We start from the raw sequence: 16,089 nt of genomic DNA, 5'->3' as shown, positions 1-16,089 counted from the left end.
TCACGCGGCCTCTTCTGACTTCAGTCGCTCGAAATGCGCCCAGGCGCGCTCGTAATCCTCGATCCGGTCGCAGAGTGTGAAGGGTCCAACGAAGTGGCGGGTCATCTTGCGCGGCCCGCCAGGCAACGTGTCATCGATGGCGATACAGGTCAGCTCGGAGGGGTTCTCCGCGAGAATCTTCTCCCACGCCGCGCGACCGGGACTTTTGCTACGCTCGTCGAGCCAGCCGACGCCGGGCAGACCTTTAGAGCAAGTCCAGACGATGCGACCGTACTGATCGTACCAAGTGCCCGCCTCGTTTTCCTGCATGACAGGGAAATATATGCGGTAGATCTCGATCAGCTGGTCGAGCGTCAAACCAAGCGCCTGAGCGACTAGAACGTCGATTTCTACCAGTGCCATGCGGCGTGCGAATTCGGTGCGCAGGGCGGCGGTCCGATCCCAAGTAGCGGGGCCTTGGACCGGGCCTTCGCGGTGCAGACGCGGATCCGGGGAAGACCATGGGAGCACATAGAGGCTATGAGCGCTTCTGTTCCAGAGATCGGCATAAGCAGAAGTGAGGCATGCAAGGCGAAGAGAACGGTGTTGGGCTGTTGGGCCGGGATCAACCCAAGGCAAACCTTTTGCATCCTTATCATGAAAGTTCTGTTTTCCCGTTGCCTTCAGGTAGAAGTCGATCGGCAACGAAATGAACAGAGACGTCGCGGCCAAAAGATCTGAGTCGCGGCCAAACGCTATGCTCTGTACACTGTTAACATGTGCGCCGCCTCGAGGGATTAGGGCGTTGATAAGGCTGCGTTCGCCATTAAGCGCAATCATTGCGCGGAACGCCACGCGATAGAAATCGGCGTGGCTTTTTGTAGAGTCCCAACGGCAGCGAGTCATGCGGCGGCGGTATTCGCCCATCTCCAGCGCAGGGCCATAATTCGTGCGCGGCAGATAATCGTCGGGCAAAGTAGTCAAGTCGATGGGGTCGTAAGCCTTGTTCGAATTGCATACCGGACGCGGCGTTTTATAAAGCGGATTACCGACATGAAACAGTGGCCCCTGCAAGATCATCTGATCAGTCTCGCGGAATGCCGTTTCGCGCCGAATCGTACCGTCTTTTTGGGATCCGGTCTCGTGCCAATGCGCTGACATCTGCCATAGAGGAATCTCTACTCTGCGTTCCCCGGCTGCGGTGGTGATCGTCCGCTTGATTGTTGATATCGAAGCGTCCAGCTTTGGAAACCGCGCCATCTCGCGGAACACGTCGAGTGTCCTAACGGAATAGGGCTGGATGAAGCGGGCTTCCTCGACCGGCACGTTCTCGTCTTCGGATAGCGCATGGATGACAGCCAGTGCTACGCGATCCATCCGCATCACTCGGTCGCGGTGGCCCTTTGCATTCCATTCGCCTTCTGCGGTCTTAATTCCCTCAACTGACCCAACACCATCGTGTGCGTACGAGTCTTCTACTTGCGTCGGGAGAAATGCATGGGAGACTTGGTCGAACGATGGATCAGCAGCATCGCCTCGATACACGTTCAGCGAGAAGTCGGTTTCATTATGAACTTCCGCGAACATCTTCCGCTTCATTTCGTTTCTGAAGTGGAAGTGCTTCGCGATCCTCGCATACCAGTGCCGCCTGAATTGCCCCGACTTTGGATCACCGAGGTGCCCATCTTGATGAATCAGCGCCGCGCAGCCCTGCGGCGCAACGAGCCGGAAAGACAGATCTATGAAGCAACGATACAGGTTGTTCGAACCACCGCCGGCGAAGGGGTTCATTACCTCAGATGAGGTGACTTCCATCGCACCACGGATGGAGACGAAATCCTGCAGGAACGCCTCTTGCGCGGAAACCAGTTTGCCCTCTCGCCTAACGGCAGAAGATTTTTCTAGGGCCTCGCGGAGCACTAATTTTGCTTCAGAGGCCGATAGACCGGCATAGAGTGGATCAATATCGGCAAGCACCAGCCCCTCGTTCCACGCCGGCTTCGCCCAAGGCGGATTGCCGACGATGACGTCAAACCCGCCGCGCGCCTTCATGATGTCGGCGAAAATCAAGTCGAAATGCACGAAGCGCTCGCGCTCGGCCACTTCCATGGCAACTCCCAGCCAGTCGAACGTCTCGATCAGCGCTTCGACATTGGTCTCTCGGAAGAGACTGTCTTGGTTCTTGGTCTGCCGTTTGGCAGCAGCCTTGAACAGGTCGCGAGCGGGTGCGTCGAGCTCGAGCTGGTCGAAAAAATCTGGGGTCGATTCAGCGAACTCTGCAGCGCTCGGCGCTGCGAGTGCGCCATCGGCAGTGAACCCACCTTCGAGGATCATCGCCATACCCTGCAAGAACTCCGCCCGGCTGGGCAGAAGCTCCGCCTTATCGAGCGGCCAAAGCCAGAGCGCACACCATGCGTCCATCGCCGTCTTCAGTCGCTTGTAGGGTAGCGTATTCGTGGCGTGATCTGCGCCGGTGAGGCGGTCGTTACGTAGCGCCTTTTCGCGGAAATCCATCCGTTTGTTGCCCGCCATAACTTTGTCGGGCCAGATCGTGATCTCGTCGTTAGTTTCGGAGCGGGAGCGCGCGAGATCTTCGGCAACTTGGGCGAACAAAGCCTCGGCAATGCGGCTTAGCTTCTGGACCAGCTTGATTTCATGTAGTTCCAGCTTCTTGAAGAAACCATCCTTGCGCCACGTCTTGATGTGTTCCTGGGCCTCCTTGGCGAAGAGCGCAATCGACTTATCCTTGTCGAAGTTCGCCATATCCTTTGCGGGTAGGAGCCACTGCCAGACGTGTCCATCGATAAGGCGCTTCCGCCAGCCGATTTCCTCGGGCTTGGCATTGAACCAGAGGTCCTGCTGTTTCTTCGCTGTTAGGAGCTCCGGCGAGTAGGACGCTCGTCGGGCGCCAATCAGCGAGTTACCGGCGTGGAGCTGGTCGCCGAACCACGGCGAGAAGTCGCTCGCATGCAGACTGTTGAGCCAGAGTGAGATCGCCCCGAGTTCGACCGCAATCGGGTTGAGGTCAACACCGAAACAATTGTGGTCAGCGATGTAGGCGCGAACCTTCTGCTTTTCGATGCCGACATGGTCTTGAGGGATAGTGCGTCCGCTCTCCTTCTGCTTGCGCTCGAGATAAAGGTCGGCGAGTTGATTGGTCGTCTCAACGAGGAAGGCCGCCGATCCCATGGCGGGCTCGAGGATCTTGAGATCGAGGAGTTCGTCGGCTGTCAAATCTTTGCAGCGCTCGATCAGCGCATGCTTGACGAGGAGGCGCGCGAGTGGTTCTGGAGTGTAGTAGGAGGCGGATTTTTCTCGATCTCGCCCTGCAAGGCGGTAGATGAAGCTGCCTTTCGGATAAAGCCGCGCCTCCGGGCCGTCAAAGACGATCTCATCGCGAGCGAACTCACTTATCCTGCTACGCGGAACGAACCAGCTTGGCGCGAGTAAGTCCACCTTATCGCGGCGGAACGCCTCGTCCTGCTGATCTTCGTCATCCGTCTCCTCCTCCTCCTCGTCGGCGTTCTCGGGCTCCTCTCCGGTTTCCTCATCGGCGTCACCCTCGAGGGACCTGCCCCTACGCGGTTTCAGCTCGATCAGATCCGTCTTCGCTACAACACCGGTAAAAGAGATAAGGGTCTCATAGACCGCGCCCAACTGGCCGATTCCGAGCTTGGCGTAGGAGATGCGACCGGTGCTCTTGCCGTTGGAGCGCAGTGACAGCAGGCGTACAACCTTCTGTACTGCCTCGTTCCTAAGTCTTAGCGCGTTGAGGAGAGGTGTGCTCTGCGGGTCAAGCAGCGACACCTTGACTGATGGAAGCCGCAGTCCGGTCCCCTTCTCCTCATCGATGAGATCCAATCCCGTGTTGAGGAGTTGGAAAGTCCGTTGGAGGCTCTCCCAGAGGAAGGTGCCCTCGCGATCCGCCGTCGTTCGGAGCGGAACTGATTCGAGCTCGCGCAGCGCTTCCAACGAATATCCAGTCGCGTAAATTGGGTCCTTGAGGTCAAGAAGATTTAGGCGCGGGTTCGCTTCCGCATAGAACAGGAACAGGAGACGGTACATGTAGCGCAAGCATTCCCGCGACAGTTCCGGTCCGTCGATCCAGACGCCACGACGCCACGATTCCGGGAAGGTCGAAGGATATTTTCCGCCAGTGACGTCGAGCACCTCCTGGCCCAGGATCTCGATTGCGTCGCGCACCGTCTGCTTCAAAGAAGTGGTGACCGCATTGGCGTTCCGCTGCGCCTCTTCCTCGAGACGGTCCGATATCGGCACCCCCTGCTCAGGAACGCGGGCTTCGCGTGAGATCAGGCAGGCCATGACAGTCAGCGTGTCGCGGTCCGATCGAGTGAAGATCTCCTGAAGGTCGAACCGAAGCACCGACCTCGCGGGCCACTTCCGTTTGTCGACGAGGACGAGTTGGGAAAGACCCAGAACCAGTACGTGCCGCGGCCCGTCAGGGAGCTCGAACACCGCCTCGGCGAGTAAATCCTCGATCGTCCGATCGAGGAGCGCCGCCTCGCGCGACTCCACTGGGAACTGGTCCGTCGTGAAACATGCGCCGAGCGGGTCGGCGGCCTCATCACCAACGTCCGCAATCGCCGCCTCGATGATCCAAAGCGCATCTCGGCCGGAAGCGTCGGCAATCTGAGCGACGAGGGGGATGACTGGGTGACCGTTCAGCGCTGTCAGCGCGGTCTCCCGCTTCCAGACGTAGCCGAGCGCGGAGAGGAGCCCGCGATGCGCCTCCCGGATCAGCTCCTCCCTGCGTACCTGATCGGACTCGTTTCTGATTTGCCGCAGCGCCTCCACAGTCGGCGCCGCTATGCGGACGAGCCGCTCCACCGGATGTGAATTCCGGTCAAGCCCGGCCCAACGAGACGTGATGTCCTGCAGTTCGTACTTTAGGACGTCCGATAAAGTCCCCGATGGGAAAAATTCGGCTTCGTTCTCGATCCCAATCAAGTCCATCCGCTCAACCCCACAAACACTGCCTTGACGTCGACATGGGGGTTCGGGTCCGCCATCATGCGGCGGGTCCTCTCGAACCATTCTGTCCAGTCCTTGAAGAGGCGCTCGATTTGTTGCTCCTTCGCCTGTCTTACGGCTACGCGTCTCTTCTCGGCCGCGCTGATTGCTCCATGCACCTCCGGTGGCGCGTCAAGGTTCAGGGAAAGCTGAGCCTTGAATCGAGTTTCAAGAGCCGTCAGCCGGTCCAGAACCGCATCCAGATCACGTTCGATCTCCGCCTCACGTGCGCGTCTAAGATCGACGAGATGCGTCTGGAACCTATCGACCGCCTGCGGCACGACTGCGCGTATCGCCTCAAGATCGTCCAGCGCACGACTGGGTGTATCCTCGGAGAGGCGTGTCCGACTCAGGAAGTTCGGGACCTCCTCGATCCGGAGTGCTCCATCCGGTGCGCTGATTACCACGGCCCACCGATCAACGACTGGTGCGCCGTTCGCGTTTGGGATTGCCCCGTGGAGGATCACGGCGACCTCGCCTGGGGCGAGGTGCCCGCTAAGCGGTGCGACCGGAGCCGTATGCTCCGGGAAGAACGTGCTGGCGCGGTCCGCGAACCAATCCAAGATCGGGTGACCATCCCAGAAGTACTGGACAGTCGGCCAAGATCGGTCCTGCATCTTTGCTGCTTCTATCGCCCGGTTGATAAGCTGTGCGTCATCAGTGAGTTCGATCCGATCGCCCGGACCGACCGCCTCCTCGGGCATATATCTGCCGTCGACTGCGCCCTCGCTCGCGTACCCAAAACCGTCCCGTGCCCTCATATCGTCCGGTAGCGTCATGCGGATCAGACGCTCCTGGGCCGAGATGGACGGCGCGACGGGGAAGACGCGCTCCTCGGGACGGGACAGTCGCGCGAGCATGGCCGTCGCATAGCTGAACGTGTCAGGAAAGAGACGAGGCGGCGCCGTTTCTTCGATGCCGTGATCCGCCGGGAGGGTCGTTGTCGGGGCCGCGTAGTCCCCGAAGAGGGCGGCGAATTCTTCATCGAGGCTTCGGCGCGAGGTTGCCTCGGCGGCACGCGCATCCATTTGCGCCTCGAAGGCTTCAGGGCCAATCCCATTGGCAACGGCCTCGGCGACAATTACCTCTTCCTGGTCAGCATCGCCGGCGCCGAGGAAGACCGCCGGGTCACCGACTCCCTTTTGTGCGGCGATGTCTTTGACCACCAGCTTTTCGAGAACCCACATCTGGCGAATCTTCGGGTGAGAGCTCTCCGCGACGAAATAGGTGATCTGCGGGGCGCGGTCCTGGCCATACCGATCGATCCGACCATTACGTTGCTGAAATCGGAGCAGCGACCAGGGAAGGTCGAAGTGGATGAGCCTGTGGCACTGGAAGTGCAGGTTCAGTCCCTCGGATGCCATATCGGAGGCAATGAGGATTCGTATAGGCGAGCGCTCTTGACCGAACGCCTCGATCACCTGTTGGGTGCGCACGTCCGCCTCGACACTGCCGCCGTCGACGCGTGCAACCTGATCTTCAGTGAGGGCGAGATCCTCCCTCAGCCGTTGGGAGAGCCAAGCGACGGTGGCGATCCGTTCGGAGAAGATCACGAGCCGATCGCGAGAGTCCCGGCCGGTCCATCGCAGGTCACGAAGCAGCGTGAGGAGGTCCTGGTACTTGTTGAACGCGCTCGTATCGATCGCAGCGACTTCGTCCGCTAGGGCCCGAAGCCGATCCCGATCCGACGGGGTGCCACGGGCGGTTCCGTTCTCGATACCCCTGATTCTCCGCTCCAGGGTTTCGAGACAGGCGGCCGGGCTCGAGAAGATCGCCTTGGCGAGCGTGGTCCGGAACAGGTCGATCGCGCGGCCCCGCGGCGTCTCTGCGTCAAGGTCCAGATGCAGGGCCGCGACGGACTGATAGGCAGTCTCCTCCTCCCGGCTGAGCGGGAAGGCGCGTCGGAACAGCTCCCGTTTAGGCACGACTTGGCCCAGATCGGCCACCACCTCGGGGGAAGACCTGAAGCGGCGCACCACGAGGTCCTCGATGTCACTCCGATGAAGGCGAGACGGGTCCGGTACGCGGGTTGGGTCGAGCATCTCGATCAGGCTCGAGAAGCTCTCCTGTGACCCGTCATGTGGGGTGGCGGTCAGTAGCAGGAGCGAGTCGGTTCGGCGAGACAGAAGCCGCGCGAGGTTGGCCCGTTGGGAATTGGTCCCGGTGGTGCCCTTTCGAATCGCGGCGTTATGCGCCTCGTCAATGATGATCAGATCCCAATACGAGTTCCCGATCGCGTCTCGGACCTGCGCGTCCCGCTTCAGCGTGTCGATTGAGACAATGGATCGGTCAAACTGGTCGAACACGTTATAGTGGGCCGGGATCCGGTTCCTCATGCGCCGGATCGCGGCGCTGTCGAGCCGCGCAAGTGGGATCGAGAACCGAGTCCAGAACTCCTTTTGAAACTGGGTCAGCATGGACCGAGTGGTGACCACCAGGATCCGGTCAGCTCGGCCGCGCAGGGCCAGCTCCGAGGTGATGAGGCCCGCTTCAAGCGTCTTTCCCAGTCCCACATCGTCCGCAATCAGAAGCCGGACACGGTCCTGTGCCAGAGCCTTCTCGACTGGCAGGTGCTGAAAGGTGAGATCGACGATTGCTGCCCGGCCAAGCGCCAGGGGGCGACGGCTCGTCGTCGGAGTGCGCCGAAACGCCGCCTCAATATGAAGTTTCGTATCCATGAGGCCTGGAGACCTGTCTGGGACGAGGTCGATCGCAGCGGGGTCAAGAACACGCGCATCCTTCTCGAGGTCCCAAATGAATTGAGCCTCCTTATCTCGGACGATCCCCGAGAGCCCTCGACATTGCACTGCCCGGTACCCGCGCTTGAGTGTGGCAGTGCCGAGCACCTTCCACGTGGCGGACCGGAGCTTGATCAATGATCCGGGTATAGGAGTAGAGTTCATATTTCACCTGCGCTTCCGACAGCGCGGGGCGCGAGCTTATCATCCTGCGTGATCTCGATATTCCAGTCGCGTACTTCGCCTGCCGAGATCCCCCTTTCGTAGGCAGCGCAGGCGACCCGGTAAAACATGAAGTCTTTTAAGCGCGCGTTGGTGAGCCGAACACCTGTCGCGCGTTGAAAGCCAAAGCTGGCGAACGTCATCCCCTCTCCTGATAAGACCGCCCCCGAAATCAGTTTTTTCAGGAAAGTGAGGGAATGTCTAATTTTGTATCACCATTGGTCCCCCGCATATGCACAGGTGTGAGCAAGTTCAGGGCATAACCGGTCATTTTATGTCTTGGCGCGTCAGGCGCTCGATGCGCGTACACGCAGGCAGCATTCTGTTGCCATGCCATCCCTTTCTGCCGAGGGGATCGCGCCGGTGTCATATTCAGATCTCGGAGCTACCCTTTGTGCGGCCGGGGCGCACGTGCCACGGAGCGCGGAAGTTCCCGACGCGCTTCCCTAAGCAGAGGCCGTTATAGAACGTCGGCTGCAGCATTCTGCTTGAACATACCGTTGGGCCGGATGTAGCGCGCCACGCCCTTGTTAGTCGCATGTCGCGTCTGCATCCGGATTTTCCAGAGCGGTGTCCCTGCTATCGCGGCGCTCGTTGCAAAACCACTTCGTAACGAATGCGCCGAGTAGCCGATTGGATTAATGTCTGCTGCCGCAAGGCGCTTCTTGATGATATTCGACACGGCGGCGGCCGACAGGCGCTCGTTCGAGATTGCGCCATGCCGGTTGATGGGGCGAAACAGGGCTCCTGTATCCGTAGCCAACATTTGAAGCCAGCACTGCAACGCCTGCACCGGGCAATGTGTCGTGCTGCCATAGGGGATGGCCACCTGCTGTCCGGCGCTCCGTTGATCGGTTTTGGAGTGTCGCACTGTTGCAATAACGCCTTGAGACGCAAACTCGAGGTCGGCAACGTCGAGACCGATGAGTTCCGAGCGGCGAAACCATCCGGCAAAGCCGGTCAAGAGAAGGGCGCGGTCGCGGCTGTTTTTGGCCGAAGCGTTGGCGAACCGATCAAGGACCTTGAACAGATCGTCGCGCAGCAGCGGTGTCGCTGCCTGGGCCGGCCGTCCACGTGTTCGAGCGATGCCCCGCAACGTTGCTCGAACGAGGCCTGCCGTAACCGGGTTCGAGAGTTGATGCGACTGGTGTGCGCTGGAGATCGCGGCAAGGCGGCGCTTCAATGTCGCAACAGAAAGCGTGTCCGCGTGTTCGGCCAAGTATGCTGCGACCATCAGAGGGGTAGCGGGCAGCGTTCCGCCCCACGCCTGAAACGCAGCTAGATCGCCTTTGTAGGCGAGATGCGTATTTGTTGATCGGCTGGCCCGGGCAAACGCCTCGATCCGGTTCAGCAGTGTTGTGCAATTAATTGCACAAGTCCCGCCGTCAGGGCGGGGGTGTGCCGCGCCGGTCTCGAAGTTGAGGCTCGATAATGGAAAATTATCGGAGGTTAGGCCGTCGCTCGTCATAGCGACGCCCTCAGATGCCGAAGCAGTAGCCGTTCCCGGACGTCATTAAGGTGATCGAGATTGCTTGTGACGGCCGCCGTCAACGGCTCGGCTGCTTCCAAAGGAACGCCGACGTGGAAAAGGTCAGCTTGGTGACCGAGCTTCTCGATCCGCTCGCTGTCTGGCCAAACCAATCGCCGCGAGACCGGCGCGCCATCGGCGTAGAACGCCGCCATGCAGGCCGCGCCCGGACGTTGGTTCTTCGCGACACAAGTTTCCAGTACGCGACGGACGTCGGAATTTTCACGTGCGAAACGCTGAACGGCGAGCTTTCCAAGCCGGGTATGCTTGTCGAAAGCGTAGAGCGGTACGCCACAGACAACTTTGGTTTCGGGCACTGCATTAGTGACGACAGTCTTAGGTCGCTCAGAACGCAGAGCCAGCCACAGAAGCGGTAGGACGATCGTCAACGGCTCTCTTTCCAGCCATGCCGCGCAACGGACGACGTCGATGAACTGAGCGGGAACGCCGAGGTCTTTAAAAGTGGTCAGCGCCTCATCAAGATGGGTTCTCCAAGACCTGCCATGGGGTTCGATGAGTCCCGAAGCGTAAAGCGTCGCGGCTCCGCGCTCGTGCAGTGAAGCTGAGCTGTCGGCGATCAGGGCGAGACGCTCACGCTGTTTCATATTTTTGACCCGTGTTCGAGCGTCACCGAACGCCGGGTGTCTATTGATGGCCGATATTAAGAAATCGGCGGAGCGATCGCTTGGCGCGGCGGCAAGCAGGCGCGACAACGACACTGCGCCGGTTGCAATGTCTTGGTCCCGAAACAACGGGGGCTGGCGACATGCGTCAACAACTGAGGAAACCGTCTCGATCGACGCCATGCCGATGTCTTCAAACGCGACGATTAGAAGACGGCGCAGCGCATTCGCGCCGCGGAAGCGGTGGAGATGCGAGGCAGCCTGTTCAGCTAGTTCGAGGTCGCCGCGACGGATAGCTTTTTGCAGCCAAGATGCTGCTATCCAGTGGTCGATCGCACGGGGGTCAAAAGCAATCGATGAGCGATCAAGAAGTTCGGAGCTTGTGGGTCGGCGGTCCATTTGTCGTCCCGATACACGCAAGGGCGACAGCGAACTCTAACTCCGAGATCAGACTAGTAAATTGTTTTGTCTATGAATTTGTCTTAATCCGATTGTGCTCGGTTATTGCTACCTGTCACGGTTCATGACTCGGCACCAATTCAGCTCAAAGAGCGTGTGTAGATGAAGTTGTTCCACTAGGGGAAGAGCATTTGAACACGATCGAAAAGATGTACGGTCTCGGTCGGCAATGCAGACGATGCCGTCCACTTCCGCTCAGGGCCAAGAACAGTCGGCACGCAACTTGAGCTATCTAGCTTCGCGAATGTCGTTAAATCCCAATAGCGGTGATCATGGTCACGGCTACAGTACGGGATACAAAATGCGCAGCCGATCGGGCCCGGTTTTAGGTGCGTGCGTCGGTATCAGAAGTCGACCTCTCCGTGACCCGGCGAGCTTCGATTGAGCGTACCGTCAACTTCGCAAATTAGTCAGTTCGAACACCTTTGTGATTAGTTCCTCGAAGCTACGACGACGGGTTCCAAATTGCTCCATGAGCAGCCGGCCGGCCGACATGTCTTTAAGAACGCTGTCCTTCATGTAGTGATTTTCTAACGCTTCGAATTCTTTGGCTTTAGCAGCCCAGCCGGAAGCCGCACGCCGAAAGTGTTCGACGACCATCTCAGCTGTGGTGCCTGACATCGGATTTGCGGTCGCATGCGCTATCGCATCGTCAAGCCAGTCTCGAAGGAGTTTGAACTCGGCGCTATTGTCAAGAAACATCGATCCGGCGTTTATCTCGCTTTCTATTAGATCGTTGAGACCTTTAAGGGCTCGTCCCTGAAGCTCCTCTGCGCCGATGAGAACTTCTTGCAGATTGGCCGGGCTGGTTTTCCCTGCGCTCTCGAAGTGGTGAATCGCTTTGGAGGTAAAGCTCCGCGCCAGGATGGCATCCCGATGCGGCAACGATTTCCGGTCTTTGTATTTCCTCGTGAGTGCGCCCGCGGAATCGAACAGTTGTTCGGCGTCGATGAGTTCGAGCGTGTGCTTCCTGAGTCCCTTCCCGCGTGGCAACATATTCGGTGTGATGACATGGTGATGCAGATCGAAGAGCGGCGCACCCGCTTCCTGATAAGCTCTTGCCACGACCTGCGAGCAGAACAGGCGCTTAGACTTGCTCTGGCGACTGCGACGGCTGGGTAGTTTCGACAGTGCTGCGCCCAAGTGCCCGTACCGCCGCTGAGCGAGGCTCTGCGCATTCACGGCGGCTCGTGCCGCCAGAGCTTCATCGTCGTGGCGGAGAAGGATGTACCTAGAAGAATCTGTGATCGGCTTTCGCGTAAATGCGAACACCCGCACGCCCATGGTCACATCGGCCTCGACCAGGAGGATCGGTCCCAGCCACATTATGGCATGGCTGAACGGCCCGCCGTCGAACCCGCGAATCAGGGCCGATAAAGGGCTCGTTCCGGACTCGAGGATGATATCGCCCGGCTTCATGAAGTCCGGATTAAGCAAGCGGACCGGTCGCGAGGCTTTGCTGCGCGCGTATTGACCAATCCATGGTACTCCGGTCACTTCACCCTCCGCTCGATGCGCAAAATATAAGCTTCCAAAGTCGAAAGCGTAGAAGGGCGAAGCATTTCACCGACCTCGGCGTCTTAGCGGTCGAGAACTTACCCTGGTGCTCGACACGACCAGAGTAGCGCAGCGCGTGATCGACACCCGCCTCAATTATCTTGATCAAGGGGTAAGGACCGTATCCCACATCACGATGCTCTTTGGCGTGGCGATTCTTTTGCCGGGATACCAAGTGCTCGCAAGACCTCGCCCAGTAATATGGTTGACAAATTGAATGTGGCTGGATCAACCGACAAAAGCCATTGCCGGACGTCTTCGACAGCCTCTAAGTTCGGCGGCATTGAAGGGAGGATTTTTGAGGCTGCTATTCTCGACAACCCAACCGCCATCAGGGAGACGGCCTGCTTTCTGCACTCGCCCATTTCCAGGTAGAGAGGAATATTTGGGATGGTCGCCACAAGATCCGCGCGCCCGATTTCGCTCAGAACCTCCGCCAACACAGCAATGTAGCACGTCATCAGCCGAACATAGGTGAATCTAATCCCATGTTCGATGTCGTGCAGCACACCGCGAATATGGCTCTCCATCTTCTTTTCCGGCGCATATTTGCGACCCGCATCGATGATGGTTGGAAGCGGCTCACCGCGCATCCACTGGAGGGCAATAGCGGCAAAGCGCGTGTGCCGCTTGTCCTTTGCAGGGTACCCAAGTAGCTCCGAATGGCAAATTTTGAAAATATCCGAGTACGATTTGTACGCGGCTGAACCGACACGTGGATGCTCGGGGATATAGCTGATGAAGACGTTTGTTGGCCCCGTCGCCATCCTTTGCTTGAGATACGCGTACAATCTCTGCTGCCGGTGCGCGGAGATCGTTGGAGACTGCTGAAGAACCGAGACAGGGAGAGAGATGACCGAGTCCGCGTGGATCAGCGCGGCTTCGACATCTTCCAACCCTCCGGCCGGCGACAACCGGGCCAGCGATTGCTCGATGCGCCCCTGCTTCAGGTCGATGAGGAGTTGGGTGAAGATCCCTTCGAGCCCATCCGTTTTTGGACGTTCTTGTTGTGGGTTCGTCTCCCAGATGCAGTCCAGCAGTTCAGCCTTTCGGCTGTCGACGTGCCGCACAGCCGCAGGTTCGATCTGAATAGCGCGACTGGCGTCCAGTGGTTTTGCTTTCCACGTTTCATAGTCGATAAGAAAAACGTTGCCTTGGAATTCCTTGCCGAGCCGGCCCGCACGGCCTGCCAAGTTCCAGAAGTCCACCGCCAACATCGCATTGGTGTCTCCCTGGCGTGGGTCACAAATAAACAGGTTCTTGGCTGGAAAGTTGACGCCTTGCAGCAATGTACTTGTCGTTACGAGATACTTCAGGCTGCCGTTGCTGAACGCGATCTCGACCGCCTTGCGGACCGGGGCGGGGATGCGCCCGTAGTGGAAACCGACGCGGTGCCGTATCGCAGGCGCGAGCGCATACTCGGCATGGACGGCTTCCTCGATGAAGTCTGCCAGCTCTGTAAGAGCTTCATCCTCTTTCCCTTGCGGCAGGCCATTGGCCAGGCCGGCGGCGATCTTCTCCGCAACATCAGGCCCGTTTGCGTAAACCAGTGAAGGAGCGCCGCCACCGAGGGCAAGAGAGACCGAGATTAACTTGGCCGAAGTCGTCGTCGGACGCTGGGCAAGCTCTACCTGAGCAACCGTCGTTCCCCGCTCGGATCTCGGTGAGCGGATGCTCACAAGCTTCTTGCGAGCGGACGGCGAGTCGACGAACAGGATATTCTGCGCGACCGCTTTGGCAGTCGTTGTCCGTGCTCTGAACCCCTGCAATCCGAAATACGATCCATACACCTCCGTGTTGGCCACGTTCGGGCTTGCGAAGAGGACCTGGGCATTCGGGCTGCGCCGCAGCGCCTCATCCAGAGCGCTTGCCAGCAAGATGCCGCGCGGCGCTTCTGCTAAAGCATGCGCCTCATCAACTACGATCAGATCAAAGCTCAGCGTCGGATGGTTGATCTGCGTCAGATGCAGGCGCTCTTGCGTGAACACAAAAATCGATCTGTCCGGCAACGGCATATCGGCGGAAAGAGGCATCGTCAGCAACGCGACGGGGTTCTCCGCCAGACGCAGAGACCAAGTCGAAATGTCGTCCGTAATCTGCGTGATGAGCGCCCTCGAAGGAACCAGAAAGACCGCTCGAAAAGCGCCGCCAATTTTCGCTCGCTCTTCCAAATGCGCCAACACAACAAATGACTTGCCCGCCGAGGTCGGGGCCGATATGCCCACAGAAGCTCCCGACTTCAGGTCGCGCCACAGCTCCCGCTGAAAATCCGTGAGCGTGGTCGTCTTGCCGGAAACCAGCACCTCATTCTTGGCGCGACGGTTCTCCTCCTCTGCCAGCAGGGACAACGGCGTGAAGGCCGACGCATCGCCCATGCCGTTGACGAGATGGACGGCCGGAAAGTTTCCCAGTCGGCCGAGGATGACATTGGCTATAGCTGACGCCCCCGGATGGGTCATCCGCCGCAGGTCGAACGACGAGGCTGCGATGCGATACGCCGCATCACGCCGGTCGTCGTCGCTGGAAAGCGACAGCACGGCGGCTGCGCGCAACAACCGGATCAGCGCCGCATCTGACAGCGCCGACGTCGGCGCTGTCTTGAGTTCTCTCTGAAGCCATTCCGTGTGCAGCTCTTCGCACTCGCGATGGAACGCAGTGTTCTTCCAGATCCTATCACCTAGCTCATTGATCATTCAGGCCATCCAATTAGTTTCTGGAAGGCCCTCCTGAAGTCGTCGACCGATGGCACCGGCAGGAAGAAGAGCTCGACATTGTGCTGATCAAGCCCTGCGGAGGTCGCCACCGCGTCAAACTCGGCAATCGCCGCCCCGATGGACGCAAGCAACGTCGCGCGGAACGCCGTCTCGCGGTTCTCTGGCGCGTGCTGCTCGAGCGCCGCATCGAAGTCGAACATGATCAGGCATGTTGAAATGTCTTTGCGAGAGTTCGATTTCTCCGAGTAAGGGTCAAGGTGGCTAAGTGGGGCTTCACGCGCCTCGCTCGACAGATCCGCCATATGATGGTGAGCCTTTACCAGTACGATCTCTGCGGCCAGTTGATCGCGGAAAAACGCCGCCATGGACGTCGCCGCCGCACCGATAGCCTTTTTGATCGACTGATGGACCTTGGCCTCTCCCCAGAACAGCAACAACGTCTGCTCCGCCTCATCATAGCGGATGTGAATGCCATCGGAGCCATGCACTGGCATCTGCGAATTCGTCTTCAGGCTCATCTTAGCAATGAGCTGCGGCGCGGCCAGGATCCACTCGGTTAGCAGATAGAGCAGCAGTTCACCGGCTTCTCCGCTGCGACCAGTCGCAATCCTCGTTTTGATGAAGAGACGCCGCGCCCGTCCGGCAAGTGCGCTGATTCGTTCCAACACTTGCTGTCGGGTCAACGTGTCGATCTGGCCGAGCGTATCGTTGATTTCGGCGCGCGGTAGGCAGAAGCCGACCAGTTTCGGTTCAAGCGCCTCGACCAGCTCATCCAGCGTCGGCTTTCCGTCCCTGAACGCGAGATAGTGGACGCGAATGTGGGTGCGCGCGTGGCCGCTCCTATTCGTATTCTCCAAAGTTCGGATCCGCGCCGCCAGCCCCGAATGATCTCCCAACATCGCGGCGATCGCAGATTTCAGCGCGTCCCCGCCGTCGGGCAATGCAGCGCCCGGCGTTATCGTAAAGGCCTGGTCATCAGAAGGATTGGGCGAATCCATTCAATCGCAATCCGTTCCGCAGCAAACGCAGCACTACTTCCAGTTGGAGCTATTGACAGCCTTAGCGGAAGGGAACGATTCGCACGAGCCGTCGTGGGATAATATTGCTAGAACTCGGCAAGAGTCGGGGGATAGCGACGTGCACCACCTAGCGGTCGACGTCAGCATGTTTCCCGACGAACACTTGTCCCTATTCCGCTGTTGGAAGTCGAGCTGCCACACCGCGGAGCAAGTCGCTAT

8 protein-coding genes are annotated in these 16,089 nt (G+C 59.1%); all 8 read right to left on the bottom strand.

Features of this window, described 5'->3' with window-relative positions; all coding sequences use genetic code 11:
- The 8 genes from RLW41_RS10545 to RLW41_RS10510 all read right to left on the bottom strand — a co-directional run bounded on the left by RLW41_RS10545 (position 1) and on the right by RLW41_RS10510 (position 15,849).
- Positions 1-4,953, bottom strand: a complete 4,953-nt coding sequence (locus RLW41_RS10545) for an Eco57I restriction-modification methylase domain-containing protein (protein ID WP_414464484.1) — start codon at positions 4,951-4,953, stop codon at positions 1-3.
- Positions 4,944-7,688 (bottom strand): DEAD/DEAH box helicase, encoded by a 2,745-nt coding sequence (locus RLW41_RS10540; RefSeq protein WP_414464483.1) that lies wholly within the window; start codon positions 7,686-7,688, stop codon positions 4,944-4,946. The genes RLW41_RS10545 and RLW41_RS10540 overlap by 10 nt, the downstream gene beginning before the upstream one ends.
- 221 nt (positions 7,689-7,909) lie before the next feature.
- The gene (locus RLW41_RS10535; RefSeq protein ID WP_414464482.1) at positions 7,910-8,113 is read right to left on the bottom strand and encodes a hypothetical protein; all 204 of its coding nucleotides are present in this window, start codon (positions 8,111-8,113) and stop codon (positions 7,910-7,912) included.
- A 317-nt stretch (positions 8,114-8,430) separates the two neighbouring features.
- On the bottom strand, positions 8,431-9,438 hold the full coding sequence (locus RLW41_RS10530; protein ID WP_414464481.1) for a site-specific integrase: 1,008 nt from the start codon (positions 9,436-9,438) through the stop codon (positions 8,431-8,433).
- Positions 9,435-10,520 carry a hypothetical protein gene (locus RLW41_RS10525; protein ID WP_414464480.1) on the bottom strand — a complete coding sequence of 362 codons (1,086 nt, stop codon included), beginning with the start codon at positions 10,518-10,520 and terminating at the stop codon, positions 9,435-9,437. The genes RLW41_RS10530 and RLW41_RS10525 overlap by 4 nt, the downstream gene beginning before the upstream one ends.
- Positions 10,521-10,973: 453 nt before the next feature.
- Positions 10,974-12,077 (bottom strand): hypothetical protein, encoded by a 1,104-nt coding sequence (locus RLW41_RS10520; protein WP_414464479.1) that lies wholly within the window; start codon positions 12,075-12,077, stop codon positions 10,974-10,976.
- A gap of 191 nt (positions 12,078-12,268) precedes the next feature.
- Positions 12,269-14,830 (bottom strand): DEAD/DEAH box helicase, encoded by a 2,562-nt coding sequence (locus tag RLW41_RS10515; RefSeq protein ID WP_414464478.1) that lies wholly within the window; start codon positions 14,828-14,830, stop codon positions 12,269-12,271.
- A complete protein-coding gene (locus RLW41_RS10510; RefSeq protein WP_414464477.1) occupies positions 14,827-15,849 on the bottom strand; it encodes a DUF1837 domain-containing protein in 1,023 nt (340 codons plus the stop codon). Before RLW41_RS10510 ends, RLW41_RS10515 begins: the two co-directional genes overlap by 4 nt.
- Between the last annotated feature and the right edge of the window lie 240 nt (positions 15,850-16,089).

This window comes from Hyphomicrobium sp. DY-1, assembly GCF_047497105.1.
Classification (GTDB): domain Bacteria; phylum Pseudomonadota; class Alphaproteobacteria; order Rhizobiales; family Hyphomicrobiaceae; genus Hyphomicrobium_B.
This window is presented reverse-complemented; position numbering and strand designations above follow the sequence as displayed.